This is a genomic window from Methylosinus sp. (assembly GCF_036560965.1).
GTDB lineage: Bacteria > Pseudomonadota > Alphaproteobacteria > Rhizobiales > Beijerinckiaceae > Methylosinus.
In genome coordinates this window covers 66707-92999 of the sequence record NZ_DATBQF010000005.1, presented here as the reverse complement: position 1 = coordinate 92999, position 26293 = coordinate 66707, and the positions used below count along the sequence as shown (strand labels likewise).

Sequence of the window (26293 nt, the reverse complement as noted above, 5' to 3'; positions counted from 1 at the left end):
TCGGGCGGGGCGCTTCCTCGAGCGCTCCCCGGAGTTTTGGAACCTGGTTAACGAATCCTGAACAGCGCGGTCATGAGGCTGGAAACGCGTCTGCGCGCCAGCCCCGACAGCGCCGCGCTGCGCGATTGACTTATACGCGGGCTTTCTCCTATATGCCGGCGCGGCGTCGGAAAGACGCGTTTCGTGCGGGGGCTTGTGCGCCCGCGAAAAAGGCGGAGCACGACGGCCGCGGGGCGATGAAACGCCCGACGAGACCTGAACGAAAATCGAGGGCCGTGGCGGCGGCCGGCCGATGACGAGCCGTCGGCGCAAGACGAGAACAACTCTCGGCGAGAACGGCTCTCGGATCGGCGACCTGAGCGAGCGGAGACCCCAAGTGAAGCGAACATATCAACCCAGCAAATTGGTGCGCAAGCGCCGCCACGGCTTTCGCGCCCGCATGGCGACTGTCGGCGGCCGCAATATCCTCGCGGCGCGCCGCGCCCGCGGACGCAAGCGCCTGTCCGCCTGATTCCCGCCGGCTTCTCGGCCAGAGGAGGGCGAGAGGCATGAGCGCGAAAACCCCCGCCGCGACGAGGACGAAGAAGCCGCAGCGCTTGCGAAAACGGCGCGAGTTTCTGCGCGCCGCCGCGAGCGGGCTGAGCCGCGGCGCGCGCGCCTTCAAGCTGCAGGCGGCGGCGCGAGAGAGCGGCGACGCGGATGCGCCGCGCTTCGGCTTCACCGTAACGAAGAAGATCGCCGGCGCCGTCGGTCGCAACCGCATTCGGCGCCGCTTGAAGGAGGCGCTGCGGCTCTGTGGCGCTTCCGGTCTTCCGGGCTATGACTATGTCTTCGTCGCCCGGCCCGACGCATTGACGGCGCCCTTTCCCGAATTGACGGCGCAGATCGTGGACGGACTGACGAAGCTCAGACCGGGCGACAAGGACCGAAACCCGGGCCGAAACCCGGCTCGAAACCCGGGCCGCAACAAGCGCAACTCGAAAGACAGGCCGCAGGCGTCATGAACGAGTATACGAAGAATGTCCTCATCGCGGCCGGCCTGTCGATGCTGGTGATCGCCGGCTGGGATTTTTTCTACGCCTTCCCCAAGCTGGACCAGCAGCAGAAAGAGGCGCAGCTCGCCCAGCAGCAGCGGCCCACCGCCGCGCAGCAGACCAAGCCGGCCGCGCAGCACGCCGCCGATCAAGCCGCGCCCGCCGCCCAGCAGGCTCGGCCGCAGCAGGCCTTTATCGCCAAGCCCGCGCCGAAGACGCGCGAGGCCGCGCTCGCCGAGAGCAAGCGCGTCTCCATCGACACCCCCTCCATCTCCGGCTCGATCGCGCTGAAGGGCGGACGCATCGACGACGTCTCGCTGAAAAATTATCACGAGACGGTCGACCCCAAGAGCCCGATCATCGTGCTGCTCTCGCCCGAGGGGGCGCCGCAACCCTATTACGCCGAATCGGGCTTCCTCGCCTCCGACAAGGATTCGGCGCCGCCGCTCCTGCCGACGAGCGAGACGCTGTGGAGCGCCGACAGCGAGTCGCTCGCCGTCGATCGGCCGGTGACGCTCTCCTTCGACAATGGCCAGGGCCTCGTCTTCAAGCGCAAGATCTCGGTCGACGACAAATATATGTTCTCGGTCGCGGACAGCGTCGAGAATCACGGCCAGAGCGCCGTGACCGTCTATCCCTATCTGCGCGTGTCGCGCATCGGCGCGCTGCAGAGCGCCGGCTACGCCGCCCTGCACGAGGGCTTTGTCGGCGTGCTGGGCGAGGCGGGCCTGCAGGAGCTCAAATTCGAGAAGATCGAAAAGGAGCCGCACGGCGCCAAATCCTTCGAGGCGACCGGCGGCTGGCTCGGCTTCACGGAAAAATACTGGGCCGCCGTGCTGGTGCCGCAGCAGGACCGGACGCTGGTGGCGCGGTTCTCGGCTTCCGGCGCCGGAACGAACAAGGCCTATCAGGCCGATACGGTCGAGGCGCCGCTCACGATCGCGCCGGGCGCCTCCGGCTCGGTCGCCTCGCGCGTCTTCGCCGGCGCCAAGGTCGTCGACACGCTCGACGTCTATGAGGGGCAGGGCATCAAGCTCTTCGACCGGCTCATCGATTGGGGATGGTTCTACTTCCTCACCCGGCCGATGTTCCGCATCATCGACAGCCTGTTCCATGTGCTCGGCAATTTCGGCCTCGCCATTCTGGCCGTCACCGTGCTGGTGAAGATCGCCTTCCTGCCGCTCGCCAACAAGAGCTATCTGGCGGTCGCCAAGATGAAGGAAATTCAGCCCAAGATCGCGGCGCTGAAAGAAAAATACGGCAGCGACAAGCAGGCGATGAGCCGCGAGCAGATGGAGCTGTTCCGCCGCGAGAAGGTCAATCCGGCCGGCGGCTGCCTCCCCGCTCTGCTGCAAATTCCGGTGTTCTTCTCGCTCTACAAGGTGCTGGTCATCACCATCGAGATGCGCCACGCGCCCTTCTATGGCTGGATCAAGGACCTCTCGGCGCCGGACCCGACCAATATCTTCAATCTGTTCGGCCTCATCCCCTTCGATCCGACTCACATTCCGGTGTTCGGCTCGTTTCTGTGGCTCGGCGTCTGGCCGCTCATCATGGGCGTCTCCATGTGGGCGCAGATGAAGATGAATCCGGAGCCGACCGACGAAATCCAGAAAATGGCCTTCGCCTGGATGCCGGTGATCTTCACCTTCTCGCTCGGCAGCTTCGCCTCCGGCCTCGTGATCTACTGGACCTGGAACAATGTGCTCTCGGTCACCCAGCAGTGGATCATCATGAAGCGCGCCGGCGTGAAGTTCGAGCTGTGGGACAATATGAAGAAGACCTTCACCTTCAAAAAGGCCGCCTGATCACGCAGCGGACACGACCCTCGGAGCGACCTTTGGACGAAGCCCGCGACGAGGACTTCATCGAGCCGGGCCGGCTGCTCTTCGCCGGCCCGTGCGAATTCATATTCGCCAGCGCGAAATCCGGCGATCTGCCGCCGATCGGCCCGGCGGAGATCGCCTTCGCCGGCCGCTCCAATGTCGGAAAATCCTCGCTCCTCAACGCGCTGACCGGCCGCAAGGCGCTGGCGCGCGTCTCCAACACGCCGGGGCGCACGCAGCAGCTCAATTTCTTCGCCCTCGGCGCCGAGCCGGGCGCGGAGCCGCTGCGCCTCGTCGACATGCCCGGCTATGGCTACGCCGCCGTCGGCAGGGAGAAGGTCGCCAATTGGACGCGGCTGATGGAGGAGTTCCTGCGCGGCCGCGCCACGCTGCTCCGCGTCTTCGTGCTCATCGACAGCCGCCGCGGCGTGAAGGACCTCGACGAGCAGATGTTCGATCTGCTCGATCGCGCCGCCGTCTCCTATCAGATCGTGCTGACGAAGCTCGACGAGCTGAAGGTCGCCGAGCGCGGCGCCGCCGTCGCCGCGGTGGAGGCCGCGCTGGCCAAGCGCCCCGCCGCCTTCCCGCGCCTCGCCGTCACCTCCTCTCACAAGGGCGAGGGCGTGGCGGAGCTGAGAGCCGGCATCGCGCGGCTGCTGGCCGAACGAAACGCTTGAATATTGCAGCCTCGTCCGTTCTAACGGGGCCGAGCTTCATCTGACCAGAGGCGGACCCATGACCGAGGACTCGGCCGACAGCGCGCTCCAGCAGGCCCGTATTCTCATGCAGGCGCTGCCGCATATGCTGCGCTATGACGAGGCCATCGTCGTGGTGAAATATGGCGGCCACGCCATGGGCGACGACACGGTCGCGCGCGACTTCTCCCGCGACATGGTGCTGCTCGAGCAATCGGGCGTGAACCCCGTCGTCGTGCATGGCGGCGGCCCGCAGATCGGCGCCATGCTGGGCAAGCTCGGCATAAAATCGGAATTCGCCGACGGGCTGCGCGTCACCGACAAGGCGACGATGGAAATCGTCGAGATGGTGCTCGCCGGCTATATCAACAAGCAGATCGTCGGCTTCATCAACTCCGAGGGCGGCCGCGCCATCGGCCTGTGCGGCAAGGACGGCCGCATGGTGACGGCCGAGAAGCTCGCGCGGCCGGCTCACGAGAATGGCAAGTCGATCGACCTCGGGTTCGTCGGCGAGGTGGCGAAGGTCGACACCACCGTGCTGGACCAGCTGCTCGGCCGCGAGCTGATCCCCGTGCTGGCGCCGGTGGCGCAGGGTCTCGACGGCGAGACCTACAACATCAACGCCGACACTTTCGCGGGCGCCATCGCCGGCGCGCTCGGCGCCAAGCGGCTCCTGTTCCTCACCGATGTGCCGGGCGTGCTCGACAAGGACAAGCAGCTCATCAAGGAGCTGAAAGTCTCCGATATTCCGGGCCTCGTCGCCGACGGAACCATCACCGGCGGCATGATCCCCAAGGTCGAGACCTGCATGTATGCGATCGAGCGCGGCGTCGAGGGCGTCGTGATCCTCGACGGCAAGCTGCCGCACGCCGTGCTGATCGAGCTTTTGACCGATCACGGCGCGGGCACGCTGATCACGAGGTGACGGATTGACGGGCCAAAGGAGCGTCGCGACAAAGCGATCCTGGAGCCGCCCCACGGCTCTGGATCGCGTCGCGCCGCTCGCGACGACGGGACGACGCGCGCGATGACGGAGCCGTCCGACCAGCCGCGCCTGCTGACGATCGCCAATCGCTTCGCCCATGTCGACACCTGGGTTTTCGATCTCGACAACACGCTCTATCCCGCCTCATCGGATCTGTGGCCGAAGATCGACCATCGGATCACGCTCTTCATGATCCGCCTGTTCGGGCTCGACGGCATGTCGTCGCGCGCGCTGCAGAAATATTATTACAAGCACTATGGCACGACGCTGCGCGGGCTGATGACCGAGCATGGCGTCGACGCGCAGGCCTTTTTGACCTTCGTCCATGACGTCGATCGCTCTTCGCTCTCGCCAAATCATTCGCTGGCGGCGGCGATCGCGGCGCTGCCGGGCCGCAAGCTCATCCTCACCAATGGCTCACGCGAGCATGCGCTGGACACGGCGAAGCAGCTCGCCATCGATCATATTTTCGAGGATGTGTTCGACATCGTCGCCGCCGATTTCATCGCCAAGCCGCACGCCGACGCCTATGAGCGCTTCTTCGAGCGCCATGCGGTGGAGCCGAAGCGCTCGGCGCTGTTCGAGGACATAGCCCGCAATCTGATCATCCCCCATGCGCGCGGCATGACCACCGTGCTGGTGACGCCGGACGCCGGCCATGAAGAGCGCCGCGAATCCTGGGAAATCGCCCATGGACGCGAGCCGCATGTGGATTTCGCGACCAATGATCTTTCGGGATTTTTGGAGGGGCTGGCGGCGGGCTGACCCCGCGGGGCCGGGCGGACGAGCCGCCGACCGCGCCCGCCCCCGACCGAGCCTGCTCCCGACCGAGCCTGCCCCCGACATGGAACGTCATTTGCGTAATCGGCCAGCGAGGTCGCGCTTCGACGAATTCAAGCCGCCTCGAAGCCTTTTCGATGGTTTGGGGAGCGATCCATGGTCGATTCGATTGGCGCCGTCGTGGTGGGAACGTTCGGCCTCGCGGCGGAGGCGGCGGCCAAAGGCGCGGCGGACGCGGCCGTCATCGACGGCTATGACGCCCTGAAGTCTGGACTTTCCGCCTTCGCCAAGAGGGAGATCGCCGAGCTGGAGCCGCGGCCGCGTTCGATCGGAATGCAAATCGCCGTCGCTGAAATCATCGACGCCCAATCGGAGGAGACGAAAACGGCGCTTTGCGTCCTCGCCGCGGCGCTCCTCGCCCGGCTGAGGGACGGCGCTCCGGCCGCCGGACTCGACATCGACCGCGTCGCCGCGCTCGAAGCGCAGCTCAGCGCCCTCGCTCCAAAATAGGGGCCGCCGGCGGCAGGCGCGCTCCATCGAGATCGGCGCCGTGGAAGCTCGCGCCGGCGACATTCGCGCCGGAGAGATCGGCGTCGCCGAGCTTGGCGTGATCGAGCCGCGCATTGCGCAGGCTCGCGCCGGCGAAGCGCGCCGACGCCAGCACCGCATGGGTGAGATTGGCGCCGGTGAGATCGGCGCCGTCGAAAATGGCGGCGGTCAGATCGGCCCGCACAGGGACCATGCCTTGATTGGCGGGATCGGCGCCGAGATCGGCCTCCACCAGCCTCGCCTTCACGAAGCGCGCATTGCGCCCGCCGCCGATGACGCGGGCGCGCGTCAGATCGGCGCCGGAAAAATCCGCATCGTCGAGAATGGCGGCGTAGAGGATCGCGCCGGAAAGGTCCGCGCCGGCGAGATTGGCCTCGTGCAGATCGACGCGGGTGAGATTGGCCTCGGCGAGCCTTGCGCCGACGAGCTTGGCCCCGGCGAGCCGCGTGGCGAAGAGATCGGCGCGCCGAAGGTCCAGCCCCGAGAGATCGAGGCCGGAGAGGTCGAGATCGGTGAGCTCGACCGGCCGGCCGGCGGAAGCCGCGGCGGCGATCGCCGTCTCGATCTCGGCGCGGCTGCGGTCCGCCGCCGCGACCGGAACCGCAAAGGCCAGCGACAGGAGAACGGCGGCCGTGAGGCGTTTCGCTTCGGCTGAGAACATGACGAAAAGGGCTCCCTGACGGGCGTCGCTTCTGCGGCGACGGCGCGGGCGAGCCTAGCCTCGAAGCGGGCCGGCGGCCGCGGGAAAGAATGCGCCGCGCGAGGGGAAGACGTCCCGCCGGCGGCGCGGCCGAAAGACGCGGGGGCGCCCCCTGATTTCCGCGATTGACAGGGCCGCGGCCTTGCCGCCTATAGCCCTCGACCCATTCGACGGGCCGCCTGCCCGCGCCGTCTCGGAGCCAGACGATTCATGCCGCACACCGGTCTCGAAAATCTCATCACCACCGCCTTCGAAGACAGGGCCAATATCGACTCCTCCACGCAGGGCGATGTTCGCCACGCCGTCGACAGCGCGCTGCGTCTGCTCGATTCGGGCAAGCTGCGCGTCGCCGAGAAGATCGAGGGCGCGACCGGAGCCGGCTCCTGGAAGGTCAATCAATGGCTGAAGAAGGCCGTTCTTCTCTCCTTCCGCCTCAACGACATGAGCGTGATCGAGGGCGGGCCTGGCGGCGCGACCTGGTGGGACAAGGTTCCCTCCAAATTCGCCGGCTGGGGCGCCGCCGAGCATAGAGCCGCCGGCTTTCGCTCCGTGCCGGGCGCGATCGTGCGTCACTCGGCCTTCGTCGCGCCGGGCGTCATTCTCATGCCCTCCTTCGTCAATCTCGGCGCCCATGTGGACGCGGGGACCATGGTGGACACTTGGGCCACGGTCGGCTCCTGCGCGCAGATCGGCAAGAATGTGCATCTTTCCGGCGGCGTCGGCATCGGCGGCGTGCTGGAGCCGCTGCAGGCCGGCCCCACCATCATCGAGGATGATTGCTTCATCGGCGCGCGCTCGGAGATCGTCGAGGGCGTCGTCGTCGGCCAGGGGGCGGTGATTTCCATGGGCGTCTTCATCGGCGCCTCGACCAAGGTGATCGACCGCGCCACCGGCCAGATTCACATCGGCTATGTGCCGCCCTATTCGGTCGTGGTGTCGGGCAATCTGCCGGGCAAGCCGCTGCCGGACGGCTCGGCCGGGCCGTCGCTCTATTGCGCCGTCATTGTGAAGACCGTCGACGCGCAGACGCGCGGCAAGACGGCGATCAACGAGCTGTTGAGGGACTGATGGCCCTGCCCTCGCGCGAGCGCCTGAGCTTCCTCTATCGCACGGAGGAGGGAACCCTCGATCGCGCCGGCTGGCGCTGCGGCGTCGCTGGCCTTCTCGCGGTCCTCGTCCCGCTGACGCTGATCTGGCTGGCGCTGTTCCCCTATACGGACCACGACCTCGCGAAGGAGCCGTTCTTCGTCTGGCAGACCGTGGTCGCCTACGCCTATCTGGCGCTCTATTCGCTCGCCGTGCTGCTGATCGCGGTGAGCTTCGTCAATCTTTCGGCCAAGCGGTTCCGCGCGCTGGGCCGGCCGGCGCCGATCGTCTTCGCCGGCCTGCTTCCCCTCGCTCTTCTGGTGGCGGGCGCGATGCACTGGCTGCAGCCGCGCGTCGCCGAGGTGATGCCCTATTGGACCGTGACGCTCACCGATGTCGCGCTGGCGGCGATCGCGCTGTGGACGGGGTATGAGCTGGGGGTGAGAGAGGGCGGGGAGTAATGAGTCGCTATGTTATGAAACTTCCTGATTTCTAGATAGAAACCATGAAAACGACCGTGAGGTTTCCATGCCGATCTTTAAAGGTTCTACAATCGATTGGTACATGGCTTCAGGGATAGTAAGAAACCATCCCTGCGAGGTGAGAATTGATGTATCAAGCGTCGTCGTTTCATTCCGCTATGAAAATATCAATTACGTTTGCTCTGGCCATGAAATTGCCAAAGGTCACTTTGAACTCAAAGACCCAGATCGAAAAGCAAAAGCCACTCTTCATATGAAGCCTGACGACGACGTGTTGGAGGGATGGTGGCTTGAAGGTGGCTACGATTGTATGTGGCGGATAACTTTAGACGAGTAGAGAGCCTTTGCTCCCCCACGCGTTGACGCCCCCGCCCCGCGCCCATAGTGTGCGCGCCTCTTCGCAACCGCAACAAAAGCCGCATCATGCCAACGTCCGAGCCTCTGCCCGCCGATCTCCTCGAAGCCGCCCGCGTCTCGCCGGCCTGGCCGTTCGAAGAGGCGCGCAAGCTGGTCAAGCGGGTGGCGGAGACCGGCCAGACCAATGTGCTGTTCGAGACCGGCTATGGCCCCTCCGGCCTGCCGCATATCGGCACCTTCGGCGAGGTGGCGCGCACCTCCATGGTGCGCCACGCCTTCGAGATTCTGACCGAAGGCAAGATCGAGACGCGCCTGCTCGCCTTTTCGGACGATATGGACGGGCTGCGCAAAGTGCCCGACAATATCCCCAATAAGGAGCTGGTCCGCGCCCATCTCGGCAAGCCGCTGACCAAGGTGCCGGACCCGTTCGGCACGCATGAGAGCTTCGGCGCGCACAACAATGCGCGGCTGCGCGCCTTTCTCGACGCTTTCGGCTTCAAATACGAATTCGCCTCCTCGACGGACTATTACACGTCGGGCCGCTTCGACGCCGCGCTGCTGCATATGCTGGCGCGCTACGACGACGTGATGAAGATCATGTTGCCGACCTTCCGCGAGGAGCGCGCGGCGACCTACTCTCCCTTCCTGCCGATTCACCCCGCTACGGGAATCGTCATGCAGGTTCCGCTCGATTCGATCGACGCTGCGGCCGGGACCATCTCCTGGCGCGATCCCGAGAGCGGCGACGCCTTCATCACGCCCGTCACCGGCGGCCATTGCAAGCTGCAATGGAAGCCCGATTGGGCGATGCGCTGGTATGCGCTCTCGGTCGATTACGAAATGGCCGGCAAGGACCTCATCGACTCGGTGAAGCTGTCCTCGGCGATCGTGCGCGCGCTCGGCGGGCGGCCGCCGGAGGGCTTCAATTACGAGCTCTTCCTCGACGATAAGGGCCAGAAGATATCCAAGTCCAAGGGCAATGGCCTCACCATCGAGGAATGGCTGACCTACGCCAGCCCCGAGAGCCTCGCGCAATTCATGTTTCAAAAGCCGAGCGCGGCCAAGAAGCTCTATTTCGACGTCATTCCGCGCAATGTCGACGATTACCTCTCCTTTCTCGAGGCCTATCAGCGTCAGGCCTGGAAGGAGCGGCTCGGCAATCCGGCATGGCACATTCACTTCGGCGCGCCGCCGGCGCCGGAGACGCTCGCCCATGACGGCGACGCCAAGGGGACGGCGATCTCCTTCTCCATGCTGCTCAATCTCGCCACCGTCGCCAACGCCGAGGATTCGTCGGTGCTGTGGGGCTTTCTGCGCCGCTATACGCCGAATGTGTCGCCGCAGAATCATCCGCGCCTCGACAAGCTCGTCGGCTATGCGGTGGCCTATTTCCGCGACTTCGTGCGGCCGGCGAAAAAATATCGCGCGGCCGACGATGTGGAGCGCGGCGTGCTGACGACATTGTCGGAAACGCTCGCCGCGCTGCCGAAGGACGCCAGCGCCGAGGCGATTCAGACCGCGCTCTATGATGTCGCGCGCGCCGTGCCGCGCTATCAGGATTTGAAAGCCAAAGGCGCGACGCCGGAGCGGCCCGGCGTGTCGAACGACTTCTTCAACATGCTCTATGAGGTTCTGCTCGGCGAGAGCAGAGGCCCGCGCTTCGGCTCCTTCGTCGCGCTGTTCGGCATCGAAGAAACGCGCGGCCTCATCGCCAAGGCGCTCGCCGGGGCGCTGCTCGGCGTCTCGAGCACAGCGCCCACGCCCTGAGGAGGTCCCGAAGGCGGATTTCGGAGGAGAGAGATGCGCGCTGCAGACGCCGACATTCTGATCCTGCCGGGGCTGGGCGGCTCCGGCCTCGAGCATTGGCAGACGCGCTGGGCGAAGAAGCTCTCCACCGCGCGTTGCGTGGCGCAGGCGGATTTCGATGCGCCGCGCTTTCCCGAATGGATCGAGAGCATAGAGCGCGAGATCGCTGCGGCGACGCGCCCTGTGGTGCTGGTCACGCATTCGCTCGGCGGCGTAGCGGCGCTGCATGTCGCCGCGCGCGGGAGCGACAAGATCGCCGCCGGCTTTCTCGTCGCGCCGCCCTCGGAGCGCGCGATCGCCGAGCTGACGGCGATCGACCCCGCCTTTCTGCCGATTCCGCGCGAACGGCTGCGCTTTCCCGCGCTTCTCATCGCCAGCTCGGACGATCCTTATGCCGAGGCCGATTTCTCGAGGGCCTTGGCGCAGGACATAGGCGCGGAACTGGTCGACGCCGGCGCGGCGGGCCACATCAACGCCGACAGCGGCTATGGACCCTGGCCGGAAGGCTCGCTGCGTTTCGCGGGCTTTCTGTCGAAGCTGTAGCGCGCCCCCCTCTCCCGCAAAGCGGGGGAGGGCTGGGGAGGGGGCGCTCACCGCCCGCGCATCGCCTCTATCTCCCTGCGCGCCTGCGCTTCCAGCGCATCGGCGGCGTCCTTCGTCATCAGCTTGCGCGGCGTCGTCACGTCGAGCGTCGCGCCGACATGCGAGGGGCGCGGCGACAGAAGAAAAATAACATCGGCCAGCTCGATCGCCTCGCGCAGATCATGGGTGACGATCAGCGTCGTCACGCGCTTCTCGTCGATCAGCGCGGCGATGCGCGCGCGCAGATCGCGCGCCAGAGCGTCGTCCAGAGACACGAAAGGCTCGTCCAGCAGCAGAAGATCGGGCCCGATGGCGAGCGCCCGCGCGAGCGCGACGCGGCGCGCGAGGCCGAGCGACAATTCGCCGGGAAAATGCCGCGCATGCTCCTCGAGCCCGAGCCCGGCGAGCAGAGCCGCGAGCGCCTCCTCGCTCGCTTGCGGCGCGGCGATGCGCAGATTGTCGATCACGCTGCGCCAGGGCAGCAGCCGCGGCTCCTGAAACACCATGCCGAGCCGCCCGTCCGCGGGCAGCGTCACCGCGCCGGAAAATTCCGTATCGAGCCCGGCGATGATGCGCAGCAATGTCGTCTTGCCGCAGCCCGACGGGCCGACCAGCGCTCCAGCGCGACCGGCCGGCAGCGAGAAGGCGAGATTTTCCAGCGCGCGCTGCGGCCGGCCGGCGGCGGAGAGATAGTCCTTATGCGAGACCCTGACCTCGAGCAGGGCGGCGGCGCCATCGCGAGACATATCGTTCAAAGGGCTGCACCAGGAGAGTTTCGACGCCGAGCATCAGCAGAACGAAGGGAATTGCATAGGCGAGCAGCAAACGCACGTCGAAAAGCTGAAACGCCATGTTGATCTCGAAGCCGACGCCATTGGAGCGGCCGATCAGCTCCACCACCAGCACGATCTTCCACACGAGCGAGAGCCCGGAGCGCGTCGCCGCGGCGATATAGGGCGACAGCTGCGGCAAGACGATATGCCGCAGCCGCGCCGCCGGGCGCAGGCGAAAGACCTCGGCCATCTCGTCGAGCTCGTGATCGAGCGCGCGCGCGCCCTCGCGCATCACGACGATGGCGTTGGGCAGCTTGTTCAGCGCCACCGCGCCGATGGCGGCGGCCTCGGTGAGGCCGGCCCACAGATAGGCCAGCACGATGACGACCAGCGCCGGCAGATTGAGGAGAATGACCAGCCAGGGATCGAACAGCCGGTCCAGCGCCCGCCGCCGGCCCATGGCGTAGCCGAGCGCGGCGCCCAGGCTCATGGCCAGCAGAAAGGAGGCGACGACCCGCGCCAGCGTCGCGCCGAGATTGGTGAACAGCGCGCCGCTCTCGACCTCATGCGCCATCGCCTCGAAGACCGGGACGGGCCCCGGCAGGCGGCGCGGATCGGCGAAAAGCGCCGCGCCTTGCCAGAGCGCCAGCAGCAGCAGCAGCGAGAAAAGACGAATCACCGCGCCGCGCTCGCCGGGGCGGCCTCGTAGAAGGTGCCCGCGGGCAATGTCTTGGCGCGGCCGACCAGCGCCGGACCGCCGATCTCGGCGAGCGTGGCGTAGAGCAGCGCCGCATCCGCCCGCTCCTCGCCGATGCTGCGAGTGGGAATGCCTTCCGCATAGCTCTCGCGATAGAGCGCCAGCACGGAAGGGTCCTTGACCGGAATGCGCTGCATCGCGACGCGCCAGGCGGCGTCCGAGGTGGCGATCAGGCTCCTGGCCTTGTCGATCATCGCGAAGAAGCGCGCCAGCGGCTCCCGATTCTTCGCCGCGAAGCCTTCGTCGAACACATAGCCGGTGACGACGGGCGCGCCCTTGGCGCCGAGCGCCGTCTCCACCTTGCGCAGATCGAGGACGCGAAAGAGGCCGCGCGCCTCGAGATCGGCGGCGAAATTCCAGAATTCGAGCGCGGCGTCGAGCTCCCCGTCGGCGGTCTTTTCGGCGATGAGCGGCGGCGCGCCGTAAACGATCGTCGCCGCCTTCTCGAGATCGATCCCGGAGCGCTGCGCATAGGCGCGCAGCATCAGCCAGCTCTTGTCGAGCGGGCCGCCGGCGACGCCGATTTTCTTGCCCGCGAGGTCGGCGACGTTCCGAACCGAACGGTCCCGCGCCATGAGCGAGCCGATCGCGGTCGAATGAGGATAGAAGGTGAGCGTCGCCCCAGCGGCGCGCTGGCGCGCCACCCACAGCCAATCCGAGACGACGATATCGACCGAGCCGCTCTGAATGGCGATCTTGGCGGCGTCGGTATTGGCGAGCTCGGTCACGGCGAGCTCGAGCCCGGCCTGCTTATCGAGGCCAAAAGCTGTGATGACGGCCAGCTCCCAGACGCCCGAGCCCGTCTTCTGCAAGGCGAGCCGCAGGCGATCGGCCGCGCGCGCCGGAGCAACGACGAGAAGCGCGATCAGAGCGGCAAGGAGGAGGTTCTGGAAGATCGGTCGCACGATAAGTCCCGCCTCGTTCGTTCATTTCCTCACGAGGCAGAATAGCACAAATCGCCGGGAAGGCCCTCCCCGGCCCGCGCCCGCCATGCGGGAGCGGCGGCGCGAATGATCGACGCCACGCGTCGATGCGTGAAAACGGAGGATAGAATCCCGCGCCCTCTCCCGCATGGCGGGCGAGGGCCGAGAAAAGATCACGCCACCAGAGCGGCGCGGGCTTCGTTCTTGATGCGCTCGACCATGGAGCGGACGCCATTGGTGCGCTGGGGCGTCAAATGCTGGGCGAGGCCGAGCTCGGTGAAGATCGGCATGGCGTCGAGGCCCGCGATCTCGTCGGCCGGCCGGCCGGAATAGAGCGCCAGAATCAGCGCCACCAGGCCGCGCACGATATGAGCGTCGCTGTCGCCGCGCAGCGCCAGGATCGGCGCGCCGCGGCCCTCCCGAATCACCTTGCTGTCGAGCCAGACCTGGCTGGCGCAGCCGCGCACCTTGTTCTCCTCGGTGTGGGCTTCGTCCGGCAAAGGCTCCAGAGTGCGGCCGAGCTCGATGAGATATCGATACCGGTCCTCCCACTCGTCGAGCATTTCAAAATTGCCGATGATCTCGTCTATCACCATTGTCCGCTCGCCCACTGGAGACGCCTCTCCGACAGTTATATGGCTACTGTCCGTTTTGGCGCAATCACCCGCAGTGATGCAATCACGGCGCCGCGCCGAGGCCGGCGGGCCGCCGCGGCGGCTCGACCGCCGTCGCCCGGCTGATTTTCTCGGCCGCCTGCAGGCAATCCAGCGGATGCTCCATGCAATGGTCGCGCGCGACGGCGGCGATTTTGCCGGCGGCCTCTTCGGCGAGATCGGCGAGGGCGTCGCGCGCCGCCGCGATCGGCGAGGAGGTTTCGGCTGCGGCTCGTGGCTTGGCCGGAGCCGCGGCGGAAAGATGCGCCGCCGCGGCGCGCTCGCGCGGAGCCGGACGCCGCTCCGCGTCACGCATGACGACGAGAAAAACCAGGCTCAAAAAAAACAAAGTCTTGAAGAGAAATCCCACGGCCCCCGCCTCGCTTTCGCACCGCGAGCCCGCGGCGCGCGAGAGAAACGATGGCCCGCGCTCCTTACCGATTCGTAAATGCGGGCGCCGTCGAAGATGCGCGCGGGCGGCCGGCGCAAACGGGGCCGCAGAGCTAAGAAGTCGCAAACCATAAGCCGCGTTCCGCGCCGACGAAAACCAAATTCTTCCATTTCTGTGGTCGGTTTAGCAGTCACTTAAGACCGGTTTGTCACATTGTCCGCAATCGGGAGCGTGATTTTGCGTAAGCCAACTGCACCTTGGGCGACGATGTCGAGCGAATGGGTCGAGCATCTGGCGCAATCCGGACGCGCGGTCGATTCGATGGAGCGCGCGCGGCGCGAAGCCTTCCTTCTGTCGCATCTGATCCTGTCCGCCGGCGTGCTCATCGCCGCGCCGCTGTGGATCGTCATCAATGGCGCGCCGACGCTGGGCGAGAGCGCGATCTTCGCGCTGGCGCAGCTGCCGCTGCTGTCGGTCGTCGCCCTGCTGCGGCTCGACGATCTGAAAACCGCGCAATCCGTCGCCGCCTTCGGCTGGCTCGCGCTCGCCGCGGCCTGCCTGTTCACCGGCGACCACGCCGGCGCGGCGGCCCCGTTGGGAGCGCTCGCCCTCATCGAGGCGACCTTCGCCTGCGACCTCGCGCTGGTGTCGGCGGTCGCCTCGGCGTCGCTCGCCGTGCTCGCCATCGCCGCTCTTACGGCGGCCGCCGGCGGCGGCTTCCTCGAGACGCTGCTCGCGGCGCCGCTGCTGCTCTATGTCGTTCTGCTCGCCCGCGGCGCGGCGCGCATCGAGAGGGTCCGCGCACGAGCGGAAGCGCGCGACGCCCGCGATCTGCGGCTCGTCTCCGAGGCGGCCGGCGATCTCGTCCTCGGCTTCGACGAGGGCGGCGCGGTCTCCTCCGTCGTCGGCGACGCGGCCAAGGCCTATGGGCTCGACGCGCGCGAATTGATGGGGCGCGGCTTGTTCCAGCGCGTCCATGTCGCCGATCGCCCGGCCTTTCTCAAGCTCGTCTCCGACGCCATCGCCACCCGCGAGCCGATGCGGGCGACGCTGCGGCTGCGCATCGGCCATGCGCGCAACGAGCTCGGCGAGTTCATCGAGCCGGTGTTCCACTTCTTCGAGGCGCGCAGCAGCCTGGTGGAGGAGGCCGAGGACGCGCGCGCGGCCTGCGTGGTCTGCATTCTGCGCGATGTGACGACGCAGCGTCACGCCGCCGAGACGATAGAGGCGGCGCAACGCGAGAGCGAGATGGCGGCCGCCGGCAAGACGCGCTTCCTCGCCAATGTCAGCCATGAGCTGCGCACGCCGCTCAACGCCATCATCGGCTTCTCGGAAATGCTGGCGAGCGAGCAGCTCGCGCCGATCGATCCGGTGAAGCGCCGCGAATATGCCGAGATCATCCGCAATTCGGGCCAGCATCTGCTCGCCGTCGTCAACACCATCCTCGACATGTCGAAGATCGAATCGGGATCGATGCAGCTTTCGCCCGAGCCCTTCTCTCTGCCCGAGCTCGTCGATCAATGCGTGAGCATGATGCAGCTCAAGGCCGAGCAGGGCCATGTGACGCTGTCGCGCGACTATCCCGACCGGCTCGAGGAGATCGTCGGCGACAAGCGCGCTTGCAAGCAGATCATCATCAATCTCCTGTCCAATGCGGTGAAGTTCACCCAGCCCAATGGACGCGTGAGAATCCGCCTCTATCCCGATGGCAATTGCCTCGCGCTCGCCGTCGGCGACAGCGGCATCGGCATTTCGTCGGCCGATCTCGGCCGCCTCGGCGATCCTTTCTTCCAGGCCAGCGCCTGCCATGATCGCGCCTATGAGGGCACCGGCCTCGGCCTCTCCGTGGTGCGCGGCCTCGTCGGCCTGCATGGCGGAACCATCGCCGTCGAGAGCGCGCCGCGCTGCGGCACCACCGTCACCGTGCGGCTGCCGCTCGATTGCCGTCCCTTTCAGAACAAGAGCCCCGCTCTCGCCAGAATCGAGACGATCGCCCGCCGCGGCGTCATTCGTCCCGCCGACGAGCGCGAGGCCGCCGAAGACAGGGTGAAAAAAATTGCGTGAAGCCCTCGCCGCCACCAATCATGATTTCCTGCTCCGCGACGAGGATCGCGGAGAGACGCGCCGCCGTGGCGCCAAATCCAGCGCCAAGGCCAAGAAAGGCCCGCTGACGAAACTGTTCGGCGGACGCCGGCGCGGAATCGTCTTCCTCTGCCTCGCCGGCGCGACCGCGATCGGCGTGCCGATGAACGCGCTCTATTTCCAGGACGGACGCCATCCGGCGCCGCTGTTCCGCTCCTTCGCGCCCGATCTTCGCACGCCGCGCGCCGAGACCGAGGCGCCGCTGCCGCCCGCGCGCCCGCAAGCCGCGGCGATCCCGGCCCAGCCGCCAGCGGCGCAGCCCGCGCCCGCCCCGCATCCCGTGATGGCCAAGCCCGCGGCGGCGATGGTCAAGCCCGCGGCGGCCCGGCCGGAGCCGGCGCACGCCGAGAAGCGCGACGCGATCGGCGCGCTGCTGGGCAAGGGGCCGCATAAGGAGACGCCGAAGACGGATGAGCCGGACAAGACTGTGCTGACCGCCCAGCGCGCCCTCGCCAAGCTCGGCTTCGCGCTGCATGCGGACGGCAAGATGGGCGGCGCGACGAAGCAGGCGATCGAGAAATTCGAGCGCGACAATCACCTTCCGGTCACCGGCGAGGTGACGGCCAAGCTGCTGCGCAAGCTGCAGGGCCATGTGGGCGCCGGGCCTGCGAGCGCCGGATCTGCGAACGCCGGATCTGCGCACGTCGCCGCGCATTGACGAAAGGGCTTGCGCGAGCGGCGCGGAATGGCTGAAAAGAATTCATGCGTCTACGTTCCGACTTTTTCGTCTCCGCTCTGATCCGCCGCGCTGAAACGGCCGGCGCCGTCGCCATGCTGCGCCGTCGCGGCTCCGAGGAGGCCGGCGCGATCTTCGTCAAGATCGATAGGCTGGACGGCCGCGCCGCGCTGCTCGGGCCGGCGCCGCAGAGCTTCGACCTTCCCGACGGCGTCGATCGGCTGTTCGCCCGTCTGCATGCGGAGGAATGGGTGACGCCGCTCGAGGCGGAGGAGCGCGCGCGCAAGGAGATCGCCTTCGATGCCGATCTCTGGCTCGTCGAGATCGAGGATCGCGACGGACGCGGCTTCGTCGATCTCGCCGCTTAGGCCGCGCGATATTTCTCCCAGCCGGCGGCGCGCAGGCGGCAGGCCGGACATTCGCCGCAGCCATAGCCCCAGTCGAAGCGCGTCCCGCGCTCGCCGAGATAGCAGGTGTGGCTCTCCTCGACGATCAGCCGCACCAAGGGCTCGCCGCCCAATTCCTCGGCGAGCTTCCAGGTCGCGGCCTTGTCGATCCACATCAGCGGCGTGTCGATCGCGAGCGGCCGATCCATGCCGAGCGTCAAAGCCGCCTCGACCGCGCGAATCGTCGCGTCGCGGCAATCGGGATAGCCGGAATAATCCGTCTCGCACATGCCGCCGACGATATGGCCGATCCCGCGCCGATAGGCGAGCGCCGCCGCGAAGGTGAGAAAGAGAATGTTGCGTCCCGGCACGAAAGTGTTGGGCAGGCCGGAGACGTCGAAGGCGATCTCCGCCTCGCGCGTGAGGGCCGTGTCGGACATGGCGCCCAGCGCCTCGATGGAAATGGTGTGATCCTCGCCGAGCCGTTCCGCCCAGAGCGGCGAGATGCGCGTCAGCCCCTCGCGGATTTTCCCACGCTGCCCGAGCTCGATGCGATGCCGCTGGCCATAATCGAAGCCCACCGTCTCGACGCGCGCAAAACGCGAGAGCGCGAAAGCGAGGCAGGTGGCGGAATCCTGCCCGCCGGAGAAGAGGACGAGGGCGGCGTCGGCAGCGCTGGGGGAATTCGGGTCGGTCATTCTCGGGCGCCGGGGAAAGAGACGGAGACGGGATTATATCGCTCTTCCGAGCGCCCCCGCCAGCGCCGCCTCACGCCGCCGCATTCCGCCGCCGGTCGACGCTGATGTAATGCGGCGCCTCGTCCTCTTCCTCGAATTTCGGCAGCGCGTTCATCACACGCTCCGGCGGGAAGACGACGATCGCCTCCGTGCCCTCGCGCACCCTGGACTTCAGCTTGAACATTCCGCCATGCAGATCGACGAGGCCCTTGACGATCGGCAGGCCGAGGCCGGTGCCCTCCTCCGCATTCTTCTGCGCCAGCGTGCCGCGGCCGAAGGAGGACATGACGACGGCGATCTCCTCCTCCGGAATGCCCGGACCGGTGTCCTTGATCGCCACATATTGGCCGCCGGCGCTGGTCCAGCCGATCTTCAGCGTCACCTGCCCGCCCTGCGGCGTGAATTTGATGGCGTTGGTCAGGAGATTGAGCATGATCTGCCGCACCGCGCGCTCATCCGCCCAGATGCGCGGGAGATCCGGCTCCTTGACCTCGATCATCTCTATGCCGCGCTTTTGCGCGCGAATGGTCAGGAGATGGCGGCAGTCCTCGATGACGCCGGCGAGCGAGACGCTCTCCTCCTTCAGCTCGTAGCGGCCGGCCTCGACGCGCGAGAGATCGAGAATCTCGTTGATGAGCATCAGCAGATGCTGGCCGCTGCAGTGGATGTCGTTGGAGTAATCCTTATAGGCCGCCACCGCATGGACGCCGAACAGCTCGTTCTTCAGCACTTCCGAAAAGCCGAGAATGGCGTTGAGCGGCGTGCGCAGCTCATGGCTCATGGTGGCGAGGAAGCGCGATTTGGCGAGATTGGCCTCCTCCGCGCGACGGCGCGCCTCGTCGGAATTGGCCTTGGCCTGCTCGAGCTCGCCGATGAGATCGTCCTTCTCGATACGAAAGAACAGGCTCTCGCGCGTCACATGATGGAAGCGCTTGGCGAGCACCACGAAGAACACTTGCGCCGCGCCGACCAGCGCCAGCAGCGAGAGGCTCGTATCCTCGACGCCGTCTATGCGCAGACAGGCGACGATGGCGAGCGAGATCGGCGTGATCGTCGCATAGACGGCGAAGGGAATCGTCGCCGTGACCATCGTGTTGAAGGCCGCCGCGAGCATCAGCATGGCGGTGACGAACGCCTTGGCGTTGGGGTCGCTCGCTTGCAGCAGCAGCAGCGCCATCGCCGCCCAGACGAGCCCGTGCAGGAATTCCGCGGCGACGAATTTGCTGCGCCAGCCGACGACATTGATCTCGTCGTCGGACAGGCGCTCGAGCTTTTTGGCGAGGCCGTAGCAGAGCAGCAGGCTCGAGAAGGCGAGCACGGTCCAGATGATGTCGACCTCGCCCTCCATCCAATAGCGGGTGAGCGCCGCCACCATGGCGATGAGCGCCGTCGCGGGAACCGCAGAATGGATTCGCGCGGAGGCGTAGGCGCGCAGCAGGCCGACGTCGCAGCCGCGATGGCCCGTGTCCGAGGTGGTGAGCTTCTCGCGCGCCGCGCGCACCTTGGCGCTGCGACGGCGACGCTCGACGGCGACGCGCGGGTCCTTGCCTCGGCCGCGCTCGATCATCTCGGCGGTGATGTCATTCATGATACGCTGAACCCGAAAGCAACGATGTTCGCACTCGAACGACGGCCCCATGAGGGAAACGCCCCGTGCGGGAAACGCCGTCACGACTCTTTCCAGACCCCGAAAAATGTCTCTGCAATCTAGGCGTCAGGTCGAGCGTCACTGATAATGGGGCGGAAACGTTAACGGGGGACTCACGACATTTGTCGAATTTTATGGAACGCCCCCATCAGGGAGCGCAAAAGTGAGCTTTTCCACCGCGAGCGAAGCCGCTCTCGCCGCGCTCGTTTCCGGCGTCGGCGCCTGCCGCCTCTGCGTCGAGCGGCCGGAGGGCTCGGCGCTTCCGCATGAGCCGCGGCCGGTGCTGCGCGTCTCGCCGCGAGCGCGGCTGCTGATCGCGGGCCAGGCGCCGGGAATGCGCGTGCATCGCTCCGGCCTTCCCTTCGACGACCCCTCCGGCGACCGGCTGCGCGACTGGATGGGGGTGAACCGCGAGATTTTCTACGACGTCGACCGCATCGGAGTCGCGGCGATGAGCTTCTGCTTTCCGGGCTATGACGCGCATGGCGGCGATCTGCCGCCGCGCCGCGAATGCGCGCCGCAATGGCATGACGCGCTATTCGCGGCTCTGCCGCAGGTGGAGACGATTCTGGCGGTCGGCAAATATGCGCAGGCCTATCATCTGCGCCGTCTGGGGATATCGCTGCGGCCCGGCGCGAGCGTCGCCGAGACGGTCGGGCGCTGGCGGGAATTTTCGGCGCTTTCGCCCAAGATCGTCCCGCTGCCGCATCCCTCCTGGCGCAATACGGGCTGGCTGAAGCGCAATCCCTGGTTCGCGGAGGAGCTTTTGCCGGTGGTGCGGGCGGAGGTGGAGCGGCTGGCCGGACTCGGTCCCTAGCGCACGCTAGCGCGCACTTTCGACAGGCGATCGGCGACCTTCGCGCCGAGCGTCGAAACACCCGAACCGGATGCGCCGAGCATATGTATCCGCGGCGTCGGCTATTCTCCCGAGGAGCGCGTCGATCCGATCGGCTCGGGCGGAAACCTCGCTCTCCTCGGATTCCCCGCGACCGGAAAATGCTCTATGGTCCGCCGGTTCCGCGACCCTATGGAGCGTCCATGCAAAGCTTCGACCTTCGTTTCTCCCGTCGCGCCGCGCTCGCCGCGGCGGCTTCCGCCGCATTCGCCTTCGCCGCGCCCGCCTTCGCCCAGAAGGCGCCGAGCGGCAAGGTCCCGGTCGATGAGCTCATGGGGCCCAACGCCCTGCCGGATATCGTCGCGGGCAAGGCCGACGCGCCGATCACCATCGTCGAATACGCCTCCATGACCTGCAGCCATTGCGCCGCCTTCCACAAGGACGTCTATCCGGTGTTGAAGAAGAACTTCATCGACACCGGCAAGGCGAAGTTCATCCTGCGCGAGTTCCCGCTCGATCCGCTGGCGACCGCGGCCTTCATGCTGGCGCGCAACGCCGGCGACAAGCGCGACGCGGTGGTCGATCTCCTCTTCTCCCAGCAAAAGAACTGGGCCTTCGTCGACAAGCCGCTCGACGGCCTCGCCAATGTGCTGAAGCAGACCGGCCTCGGCCAGGAGAAATTCGAGGCGACGCTGAAGGATCAGCAGCTCTTCGAGAATGTGAGCAAGGTGCGCGACCGCGCGGCGGAGAAATTCGGCATCAACTCGACGCCGACCTTCTTCATCAATGGCGACCGGTACAGCGGCGAGATTCCCGAGGCCGACTTCGAGAAAATTCTGACCGAGAAGGCGAAGTCGTAAAGCCCGGCTGCGCAAGACTGCGCCGGGCGACCTGAAGGCTCGCGGTCCGATCGCGCCCTTGGACCGCGTGCCGTCAGGCTCGCTTTCCGATCACACAGACCTCTCGGCGCCGACGAGTCCGGCGCCGATGGCGAGCCAGACCAGATGCGCGTCGGTGCGCGCGCCCACCTTCGATTTGATCTGATAGTGGTAATTCTGCACCGTCTTGGCGCTGAGATGGAGCGCCCCGGCGATCTCGTCCGTCGTGCGGCCGGAGGCGACGAGGCGCAGGATTTCCGTCTCGCGCGGCCCGAGATCGTCGAGCGGCGAACGGCCCTCGGCGAGACGCTCCGCGGCGATCTCCCGCGCTATATCGTCGCCGAGCGCGCGGCCGCCGCGGGCGACCGTCTCCACGGCGCGCACCAGCTCCGCCGCCTCGCCGCCCTTGGTGACGAAGCCGCAGGCCCCGGCCTCGAAGGCCTTCAGCGCATAGGCGGCGGCGTCATGCATGGTGACGACGAGAATGCGCGCGCGCTTGTCCCATTGCCTTATGTGGCGCACCGCTTCCAGCCCGCTGGCGCCGCCGGCGAGCTGGAGGTCCATTACCACGACGTCCGGCGAGAATTTGCGATAGGCCTGATAGGCCGAGGCCGCGCTGTCGGCCTCGCCGACGACGCGAAAGCCGGGCTGGCGCTCCAGCAGCCGCCGATAGCCCTCGCGCACGATCGGATGATCGTCGACGAGCAGGACGCAGACGCCGCTCATGCCGCACGCCCGAAGACGCTGGCCGCCATGGCGTTGGAATTGGCGAGAATCAACGGAATGCGCGCGGCGACGCGGACGCCGTGAGCGGCGCGGCCGATCGAGAGGCTGCCGCCGAAGGCCGAGACGCGCTCGCGCATTCCCAGCAGGCCGTGGCCGGCGGAGAAATCGATGCGCGTCGGATCGCCCTCGCCGTCATCCTCCACGGTGAGCGCGACGATTCCGTCATTGGAGGCGAGCCGCTCCACGCGCAGAAACACCTCGCTCGGCCGGCCGTGGCGCATGGCGTTGGTCAGGCACTCCTGAGCGATGCGAAAGACGCTGGTCGAGACCGCGGGCGGCACGCCGGCGAGATCGCCCATCAGATCGAGATGCACGATCGCGCCCGGCGCCGTCTGCGCGTTCCAGCCGGCGACGAGCTGCACCAGGCAGGCCTCGAGGCCGAGCTCGTCGAGATCCTGCGAGCGCAGCCGCGCCAGCGCCTCGCGCAATGTCATCGTCATGCGCCGCGCCACCTTGCCGATCGAGCGCGCGTCGGCGGCGAGATCGGGCCGGTCCGCCGCCCCCGCCTCGATCGCCGCGGCGAAGGCGCTGGTCGCCGTGAGGCATTGGCCGAATTCGTCATGGAGATCGCGCGCCAGAGCGCGGCGCTCCTCCTCCTGCACCTCGAACAGGCGCTTCGTCAGCGCGACGCGCTCCGCCGTCGTCTGCGCCAGCCGCTCGGCGAGATCATTCGCCGCGCGGGCGATGAGGCCGAATTCGCTGTTCGTGAAAGCCTTGATTCGGTGCCGATAATTGCCGCTCTCGAGGCGACGCAGCCCGTCGACGATCGTCTGCGTCGGCGCCAGCGCATGGACGATGGCGAGCGCGGCGAGCAGGCAGACGCCGAAGGCCATGGAGGCGGCGACGCCGGCGACGATGGAAATTTCGCGCCAGGCCTGACGCACGGCGGCTCCCCGATCGGCGCGGGCGACGACGGCGCCGGTCTCCGGCTGGCGCACGGTGAGCGGCCGCGCGACGGGGGCCGGCGCGCCGAACAGAACATCGAAGGTCCGCGCGAACCATTGCGGCGCCTCGGCCCCGACGCCGTCCATCTGGCTGCACATCACGCGCGGCTCCTCCGCGCCCGGCGCGAAAGTGATGCAGACGCCGGGGGAGACCAGCTTCAAAGTGGCGAGCGACTCCCAATTGGGAATGGGCAGGATGTTGTCGCGCCGCATGCTGCCGCGCCACAGAATCTCGCGCCAGAAGAGATTCTCGAGCTCATGCGCGACGCGCTCGGCCGAGGCCTGCGTCTCGGAGCGGATGGCGCGATTGGCGTCGTTCATCACCCAGCCGATGGTGAGCGCGAGGCACAGCGCCACAATGGCGACGAGGCGCATGATGAGGCGAATGATCAATTGCATCGCGGTCTGCTCCCGGCTCCCAGCGGCCCCGAGTAAAGCAGGAATCGCCTGGGAGGCCAATGCGGTCCGGCTCGGCGGCGGCCAGTCCCACGAGATCGGGCAAAATGCCCGGCGCGCCTCGGGCCCGCGCGCCCTTCGGCGGAAAGCGGGAAGCAGGCAGGATCGCGCCTCGGTCCGATGCGGGCCTTTTTCGGAGAGTCGACGATGAAACCCAATGCAATCGGCGCGCGCCTGCCGTCGCGAACCGCTTTTCTTCTCGGCTTTGCGGCGCTGCTGCTGGGCATCGCGCTCGCCATCGCCTGGGTCTTGGGCGTGAGCCTGTTCTTTCCCGATGGCGTGATCGCCAAAGCGATCGCCCGGCGCGACGATCTCATCCGCGGCCATATCGACTATCTGATGATGGCGCAGTTCCTGTTTCTGTTCGCGCTGCTGTTTCGCCAATATGCGATTCGGCCGCCGCTCTGGGTGATCGCCGCGAGCTGCTTCGGCGCCTTCAACAATCCGCTCAGCTTCGTGCTGCGTTCGCTGCAGCCGAAGGTCGATCCGGCGACGCTCCCGCTGGTCGAGCCGCATTTTCCGCTGATGGCGGGGGTGAGCTTCACTTTGACGACGGCGGGATTTCTCGCCGCCGCTTTTCTCGCCGTCCGCGCCGCCTGGCGCGCAGGCCACGCGCCGGCGGCGGCGTCGCCGCAATTCGAAAAGGTGGGGTGAAAGCCCGAAATTCCGGGGGAACGCCGGCATGCGAGCCTGAAGGCTCGCATGCCGAAAGCGCTTTGGACCGCGAGCCTTCCGGCTCGCTCTCGCCTCAGACCAGCCGGCTCTGCGCCTTGGCCGCCTCGATGAAGCTCGCGAACAGCGGATGCGGCTCGAAGGGGCGCGACTTCAGCTCCGGGTGATATTGCACGCCGATGAACCAGGGATGGTCGGGAATCTCGACCGTCTCCGGCAGCAGCCCGTCCGGCGACAGGCCCGCGAAGGAGAGGCCATGCGCCTCGAGCTGCTCGCGAAAGGCCGAGTTCACCTCGTAGCGGTGCCGGTGGCGCTCGGAAATATCATGGCGGCCGTAGATTTTCGCGATATGCGAGCCGGGCTTCAAATGCGCGGGATAGGCGCCGAGCCGCATGGTGCCGCCAAGATCGTTGCCGGCGCGACGCTGCTCGAGATCATTGCCGCGCAGCCATTCGGTCATCAGACCGACGACGGGCTGCTCGCAAGGGCCGAATTCGGTGGAATTGGCTTTCTCTATGCCGGCGAGCGCCCGCGCCGCCTCGATGACGGCCATCTGCATGCCGAAGCAGATGCCGAAATAGGGGACCTTGCGCTCGCGGGCGAAGCGCGCCGCGAGAATCTTGCCCTCCGCGCCGCGCTGGCCGAAGCCGCCGGGCACGAGAATGCCGTTCACATGCTCGAGATGCGCGGCCGGATCGGAGCTCTCGAACACCTCCGATTCGATCCAGTCGAGATTGACCTTCACGCGATTGGCGATGCCGCCATGCGCCAGAGCCTCGATGAGGCTCTTATAGGCGTCCTTCATGCCCGTATATTTGCCGACGACGGCGATCGTCACCTCGCCCTCGGGATTGTTGACGCGCTGCGTCACCGCATTCCAGCGGCTCATATCCGGCTTGGGGGCCGGGTCTATGCCGAAGGCGGCGAGCACCTGCGCGTCGAGACCCGCCGCGTGATAGGCCCGCGGCACGTCATAGATATGGGCGGCGTCGCGCGCCTCGATCACGGCGCTCTCGCGGACGTTGCAGAACAGGCCGAGCTTGCGGCGCTCCTCGCGCGGGATCTCGCGATCGGTGCGGCAGAGGAGAATGTCCGGCTGAATGCCGATCGAGCGCAGCTCCTTCACCGAATGCTGCGTCGGCTTGGTCTTCAGCTCGCCGGCGCTGGGGATGAAGGGCAGCAGCGTCAGATGGATATAGACGCAATGCTTCTCCGGCAGCTCATTGCCGAGCTGGCGGATCGCCTCGAAGAAGGGCTGGCCCTCGATGTCGCCCACCGTGCCGCCGATCTCGATCAGCGCGAAATCGACATGGTCGTTGCCCTCGAGGACGAAGTCCTTGATGGCGTTGGTGACATGGGGAATGACCTGGATCGTCGCGCCGAGATAGTCGCCGCGCCGCTCCTTGGCGATGATGTCCTGATAGATGCGCCCGGTCGTCACATTGTCCTGCTTGCAGGCGGGACGGCCGGTGAAGCGCTCGTAATGGCCGAGATCGAGATCGGTCTCGGCGCCGTCGTCGGTGACGAAGACCTCGCCGTGCTGGTACGGACTCATCGTGCCAGGATCGACGTTGAGATAGGGATCGAGCTTGCGCAGCCTCACGGTGTAGCCACGCGCCTGAAGCAATGCTCCGAGCACTGCCGACGCCAAGCCCTTGCCGAGTGAGGAGACCACGCCGCCGGTGATGAAGATGTACCGCGCCATGGGGCCTTACGCTTATCGCCTCGGGATCGATTCGGAAAAGACTTTTTTC

General features: G+C 66.8%; 29 protein-coding genes. 18 read left to right on the top strand and 11 right to left on the bottom strand.

Translation table 11 applies throughout. The features are described from left to right. Window positions 1–376: 376 nt before the first annotated feature. The 7 genes from rpmH to VIF40_RS01075 all read left to right on the top strand — a co-directional run bounded on the left by rpmH (window position 377) and on the right by VIF40_RS01075 (window position 5830). Window positions 377–511, top strand: coding sequence for a 50S ribosomal protein L34 (gene rpmH / locus VIF40_RS01105; protein ID WP_331935671.1), 135 nt, complete (start codon window positions 377–379; stop codon window positions 509–511). Window positions 512–548: 37 nt separating this feature from the next. Then, on the top strand, window positions 549–1004 hold the full coding sequence (rnpA, locus tag VIF40_RS01100; RefSeq protein ID WP_331935670.1) for a ribonuclease P protein component: 456 nt from the start codon (window positions 549–551) through the stop codon (window positions 1002–1004). Next, complete coding sequence (yidC, locus tag VIF40_RS01095) at window positions 1001–2842, top strand: membrane protein insertase YidC (RefSeq protein ID WP_331935669.1); 1842 nt, start codon at window positions 1001–1003, stop codon at window positions 2840–2842. The genes rnpA and yidC overlap by 4 nt, the downstream gene beginning before the upstream one ends. A 32-nt stretch (window positions 2843–2874) precedes the next feature. Beyond that, window positions 2875–3537 (top strand): ribosome biogenesis GTP-binding protein YihA/YsxC, encoded by a 663-nt coding sequence (gene yihA, locus VIF40_RS01090; RefSeq protein WP_331935668.1) that lies wholly within the window; start codon window positions 2875–2877, stop codon window positions 3535–3537. Between the two features lie 58 nt (window positions 3538–3595). Then, a complete protein-coding gene (gene argB, locus VIF40_RS01085; protein WP_331935667.1) occupies window positions 3596–4480 on the top strand; it encodes an acetylglutamate kinase in 885 nt (294 codons plus the stop codon). Window positions 4481–4582: 102 nt separating this feature from the next. Further along, window positions 4583–5305 carry a pyrimidine 5'-nucleotidase gene (locus tag VIF40_RS01080; protein WP_331935666.1) on the top strand — a complete coding sequence of 241 codons (723 nt, stop codon included), beginning with the start codon at window positions 4583–4585 and terminating at the stop codon, window positions 5303–5305. Between the two features lie 171 nt (window positions 5306–5476). After that, window positions 5477–5830: a hypothetical protein gene (locus VIF40_RS01075; protein WP_331935665.1), complete on the top strand. Its 354-nt coding sequence runs from the start codon at window positions 5477–5479 to the stop codon at window positions 5828–5830. Here VIF40_RS01075 and VIF40_RS01070 read toward each other — a convergent pair. Beyond that, the gene (locus VIF40_RS01070; RefSeq protein ID WP_331935664.1) at window positions 5808–6530 is read right to left on the bottom strand and encodes a pentapeptide repeat-containing protein; all 723 of its coding nucleotides are present in this window, start codon (window positions 6528–6530) and stop codon (window positions 5808–5810) included. The two genes, VIF40_RS01075 and VIF40_RS01070, sit on opposite strands and share 23 nt — an antisense overlap. 249 nt (window positions 6531–6779) lie before the next feature. On the opposite strand from VIF40_RS01070, the gene dapD reads away from it, so the two are divergent. From dapD to VIF40_RS01045, 5 genes are all read left to right on the top strand, one after another. Beyond that, the gene (dapD, locus tag VIF40_RS01065; RefSeq protein ID WP_331935663.1) at window positions 6780–7637 is read left to right on the top strand and encodes a 2,3,4,5-tetrahydropyridine-2,6-dicarboxylate N-succinyltransferase; all 858 of its coding nucleotides are present in this window, start codon (window positions 6780–6782) and stop codon (window positions 7635–7637) included. Next, the gene (locus VIF40_RS01060) at window positions 7637–8116 is read left to right on the top strand and encodes a hypothetical protein (protein WP_331935662.1); all 480 of its coding nucleotides are present in this window, start codon (window positions 7637–7639) and stop codon (window positions 8114–8116) included. The genes dapD and VIF40_RS01060 overlap by 1 nt, the downstream gene beginning before the upstream one ends. Window positions 8117–8183: 67 nt before the next feature. Continuing rightward, window positions 8184–8474: a hypothetical protein gene (locus VIF40_RS01055; protein ID WP_331935661.1), complete on the top strand. Its 291-nt coding sequence runs from the start codon at window positions 8184–8186 to the stop codon at window positions 8472–8474. An 86-nt stretch (window positions 8475–8560) separates the two neighbouring features. Beyond that, window positions 8561–10261: a lysine--tRNA ligase gene (locus VIF40_RS01050; protein ID WP_331935660.1), complete on the top strand. Its 1701-nt coding sequence runs from the start codon at window positions 8561–8563 to the stop codon at window positions 10259–10261. 33 nt (window positions 10262–10294) lie between these two features. Further along, window positions 10295–10843, top strand: a complete 549-nt coding sequence (locus VIF40_RS01045; protein WP_331935659.1) for an RBBP9/YdeN family alpha/beta hydrolase — start codon at window positions 10295–10297, stop codon at window positions 10841–10843. Window positions 10844–10890: 47 nt separating this feature from the next. Here VIF40_RS01045 and VIF40_RS01040 read toward each other — a convergent pair whose 3' ends face one another. From VIF40_RS01040 to VIF40_RS01020, 5 genes are all read right to left on the bottom strand, one after another. After that, window positions 10891–11628 carry an ABC transporter ATP-binding protein gene (locus VIF40_RS01040; RefSeq protein ID WP_331935658.1) on the bottom strand — a complete coding sequence of 246 codons (738 nt, stop codon included), beginning with the start codon at window positions 11626–11628 and terminating at the stop codon, window positions 10891–10893. Continuing rightward, window positions 11579–12334 carry an ABC transporter permease gene (locus VIF40_RS01035; RefSeq protein ID WP_331935657.1) on the bottom strand — a complete coding sequence of 252 codons (756 nt, stop codon included), beginning with the start codon at window positions 12332–12334 and terminating at the stop codon, window positions 11579–11581. Before VIF40_RS01035 ends, VIF40_RS01040 begins: the two co-directional genes overlap by 50 nt. After that, on the bottom strand, window positions 12331–13317 hold the full coding sequence (locus tag VIF40_RS01030) for an ABC transporter substrate-binding protein (RefSeq protein WP_331935656.1): 987 nt from the start codon (window positions 13315–13317) through the stop codon (window positions 12331–12333). The genes VIF40_RS01035 and VIF40_RS01030 overlap by 4 nt, the downstream gene beginning before the upstream one ends. Window positions 13318–13508: 191 nt before the next feature. Beyond that, on the bottom strand, window positions 13509–13931 hold the full coding sequence (locus tag VIF40_RS01025; RefSeq protein ID WP_331935655.1) for a SufE family protein: 423 nt from the start codon (window positions 13929–13931) through the stop codon (window positions 13509–13511). Between the two features lie 82 nt (window positions 13932–14013). Beyond that, window positions 14014–14358 carry a hypothetical protein gene (locus VIF40_RS01020; RefSeq protein WP_331935654.1) on the bottom strand — a complete coding sequence of 115 codons (345 nt, stop codon included), beginning with the start codon at window positions 14356–14358 and terminating at the stop codon, window positions 14014–14016. 288 nt (window positions 14359–14646) lie between these two features. On the opposite strand from VIF40_RS01020, the gene VIF40_RS01015 reads away from it, so the two are divergent. The 3 genes from VIF40_RS01015 to VIF40_RS01005 are packed head-to-tail and all read left to right on the top strand — an operon-like array spanning window position 14647 to window position 17565. Next, on the top strand, window positions 14647–16443 hold the full coding sequence (locus VIF40_RS01015; RefSeq protein WP_331935653.1) for a PAS domain-containing sensor histidine kinase: 1797 nt from the start codon (window positions 14647–14649) through the stop codon (window positions 16441–16443). Next, window positions 16436–17179, top strand: coding sequence for a peptidoglycan-binding domain-containing protein (locus VIF40_RS01010; protein WP_331935652.1), 744 nt, complete (start codon window positions 16436–16438; stop codon window positions 17177–17179). Before VIF40_RS01015 ends, VIF40_RS01010 begins: the two co-directional genes overlap by 8 nt. A gap of 44 nt (window positions 17180–17223) precedes the next feature. Further along, on the top strand, window positions 17224–17565 hold the full coding sequence (locus tag VIF40_RS01005) for a DUF1491 family protein (protein WP_331935651.1): 342 nt from the start codon (window positions 17224–17226) through the stop codon (window positions 17563–17565). Here VIF40_RS01005 and queC read toward each other — a convergent pair. Next, window positions 17562–18281, bottom strand: coding sequence for a 7-cyano-7-deazaguanine synthase QueC (gene queC / locus VIF40_RS01000; RefSeq protein WP_331935650.1), 720 nt, complete (start codon window positions 18279–18281; stop codon window positions 17562–17564). The genes VIF40_RS01005 and queC overlap by 4 nt on opposite strands. A gap of 70 nt (window positions 18282–18351) precedes the next feature. Beyond that, complete coding sequence (locus tag VIF40_RS00995; protein WP_331935649.1) at window positions 18352–19908, bottom strand: HAMP domain-containing sensor histidine kinase; 1557 nt, start codon at window positions 19906–19908, stop codon at window positions 18352–18354. Window positions 19909–20131: 223 nt separating this feature from the next. Between VIF40_RS00995 and VIF40_RS00990 the strand changes: the two genes are divergently transcribed. Then, window positions 20132–20785 carry a uracil-DNA glycosylase family protein gene (locus tag VIF40_RS00990; RefSeq protein WP_331935648.1) on the top strand — a complete coding sequence of 218 codons (654 nt, stop codon included), beginning with the start codon at window positions 20132–20134 and terminating at the stop codon, window positions 20783–20785. A 221-nt stretch (window positions 20786–21006) separates the two neighbouring features. Further along, complete coding sequence (locus VIF40_RS00985) at window positions 21007–21663, top strand: DsbA family protein (RefSeq protein ID WP_331935647.1); 657 nt, start codon at window positions 21007–21009, stop codon at window positions 21661–21663. A gap of 90 nt (window positions 21664–21753) precedes the next feature. Here the strand turns inward: VIF40_RS00985 and VIF40_RS00980 are convergent, their stop codons facing one another. Continuing rightward, on the bottom strand, window positions 21754–22407 hold the full coding sequence (locus VIF40_RS00980) for a response regulator transcription factor (protein ID WP_331935646.1): 654 nt from the start codon (window positions 22405–22407) through the stop codon (window positions 21754–21756). Next, window positions 22404–23810 (bottom strand): sensor histidine kinase, encoded by a 1407-nt coding sequence (locus VIF40_RS00975; RefSeq protein WP_331935645.1) that lies wholly within the window; start codon window positions 23808–23810, stop codon window positions 22404–22406. The genes VIF40_RS00980 and VIF40_RS00975 overlap by 4 nt, the downstream gene beginning before the upstream one ends. A 204-nt stretch (window positions 23811–24014) precedes the next feature. On the opposite strand from VIF40_RS00975, the gene VIF40_RS00970 reads away from it, so the two are divergent. After that, the gene (locus VIF40_RS00970) at window positions 24015–24521 is read left to right on the top strand and encodes a hypothetical protein (RefSeq protein ID WP_331935644.1); all 507 of its coding nucleotides are present in this window, start codon (window positions 24015–24017) and stop codon (window positions 24519–24521) included. Between the two features lie 94 nt (window positions 24522–24615). Here VIF40_RS00970 and VIF40_RS00965 read toward each other — a convergent pair whose 3' ends face one another. After that, window positions 24616–26244, bottom strand: a complete 1629-nt coding sequence (locus VIF40_RS00965) for a CTP synthase (protein WP_331935643.1) — start codon at window positions 26242–26244, stop codon at window positions 24616–24618. Window positions 26245–26293 lie beyond the last annotated feature (49 nt).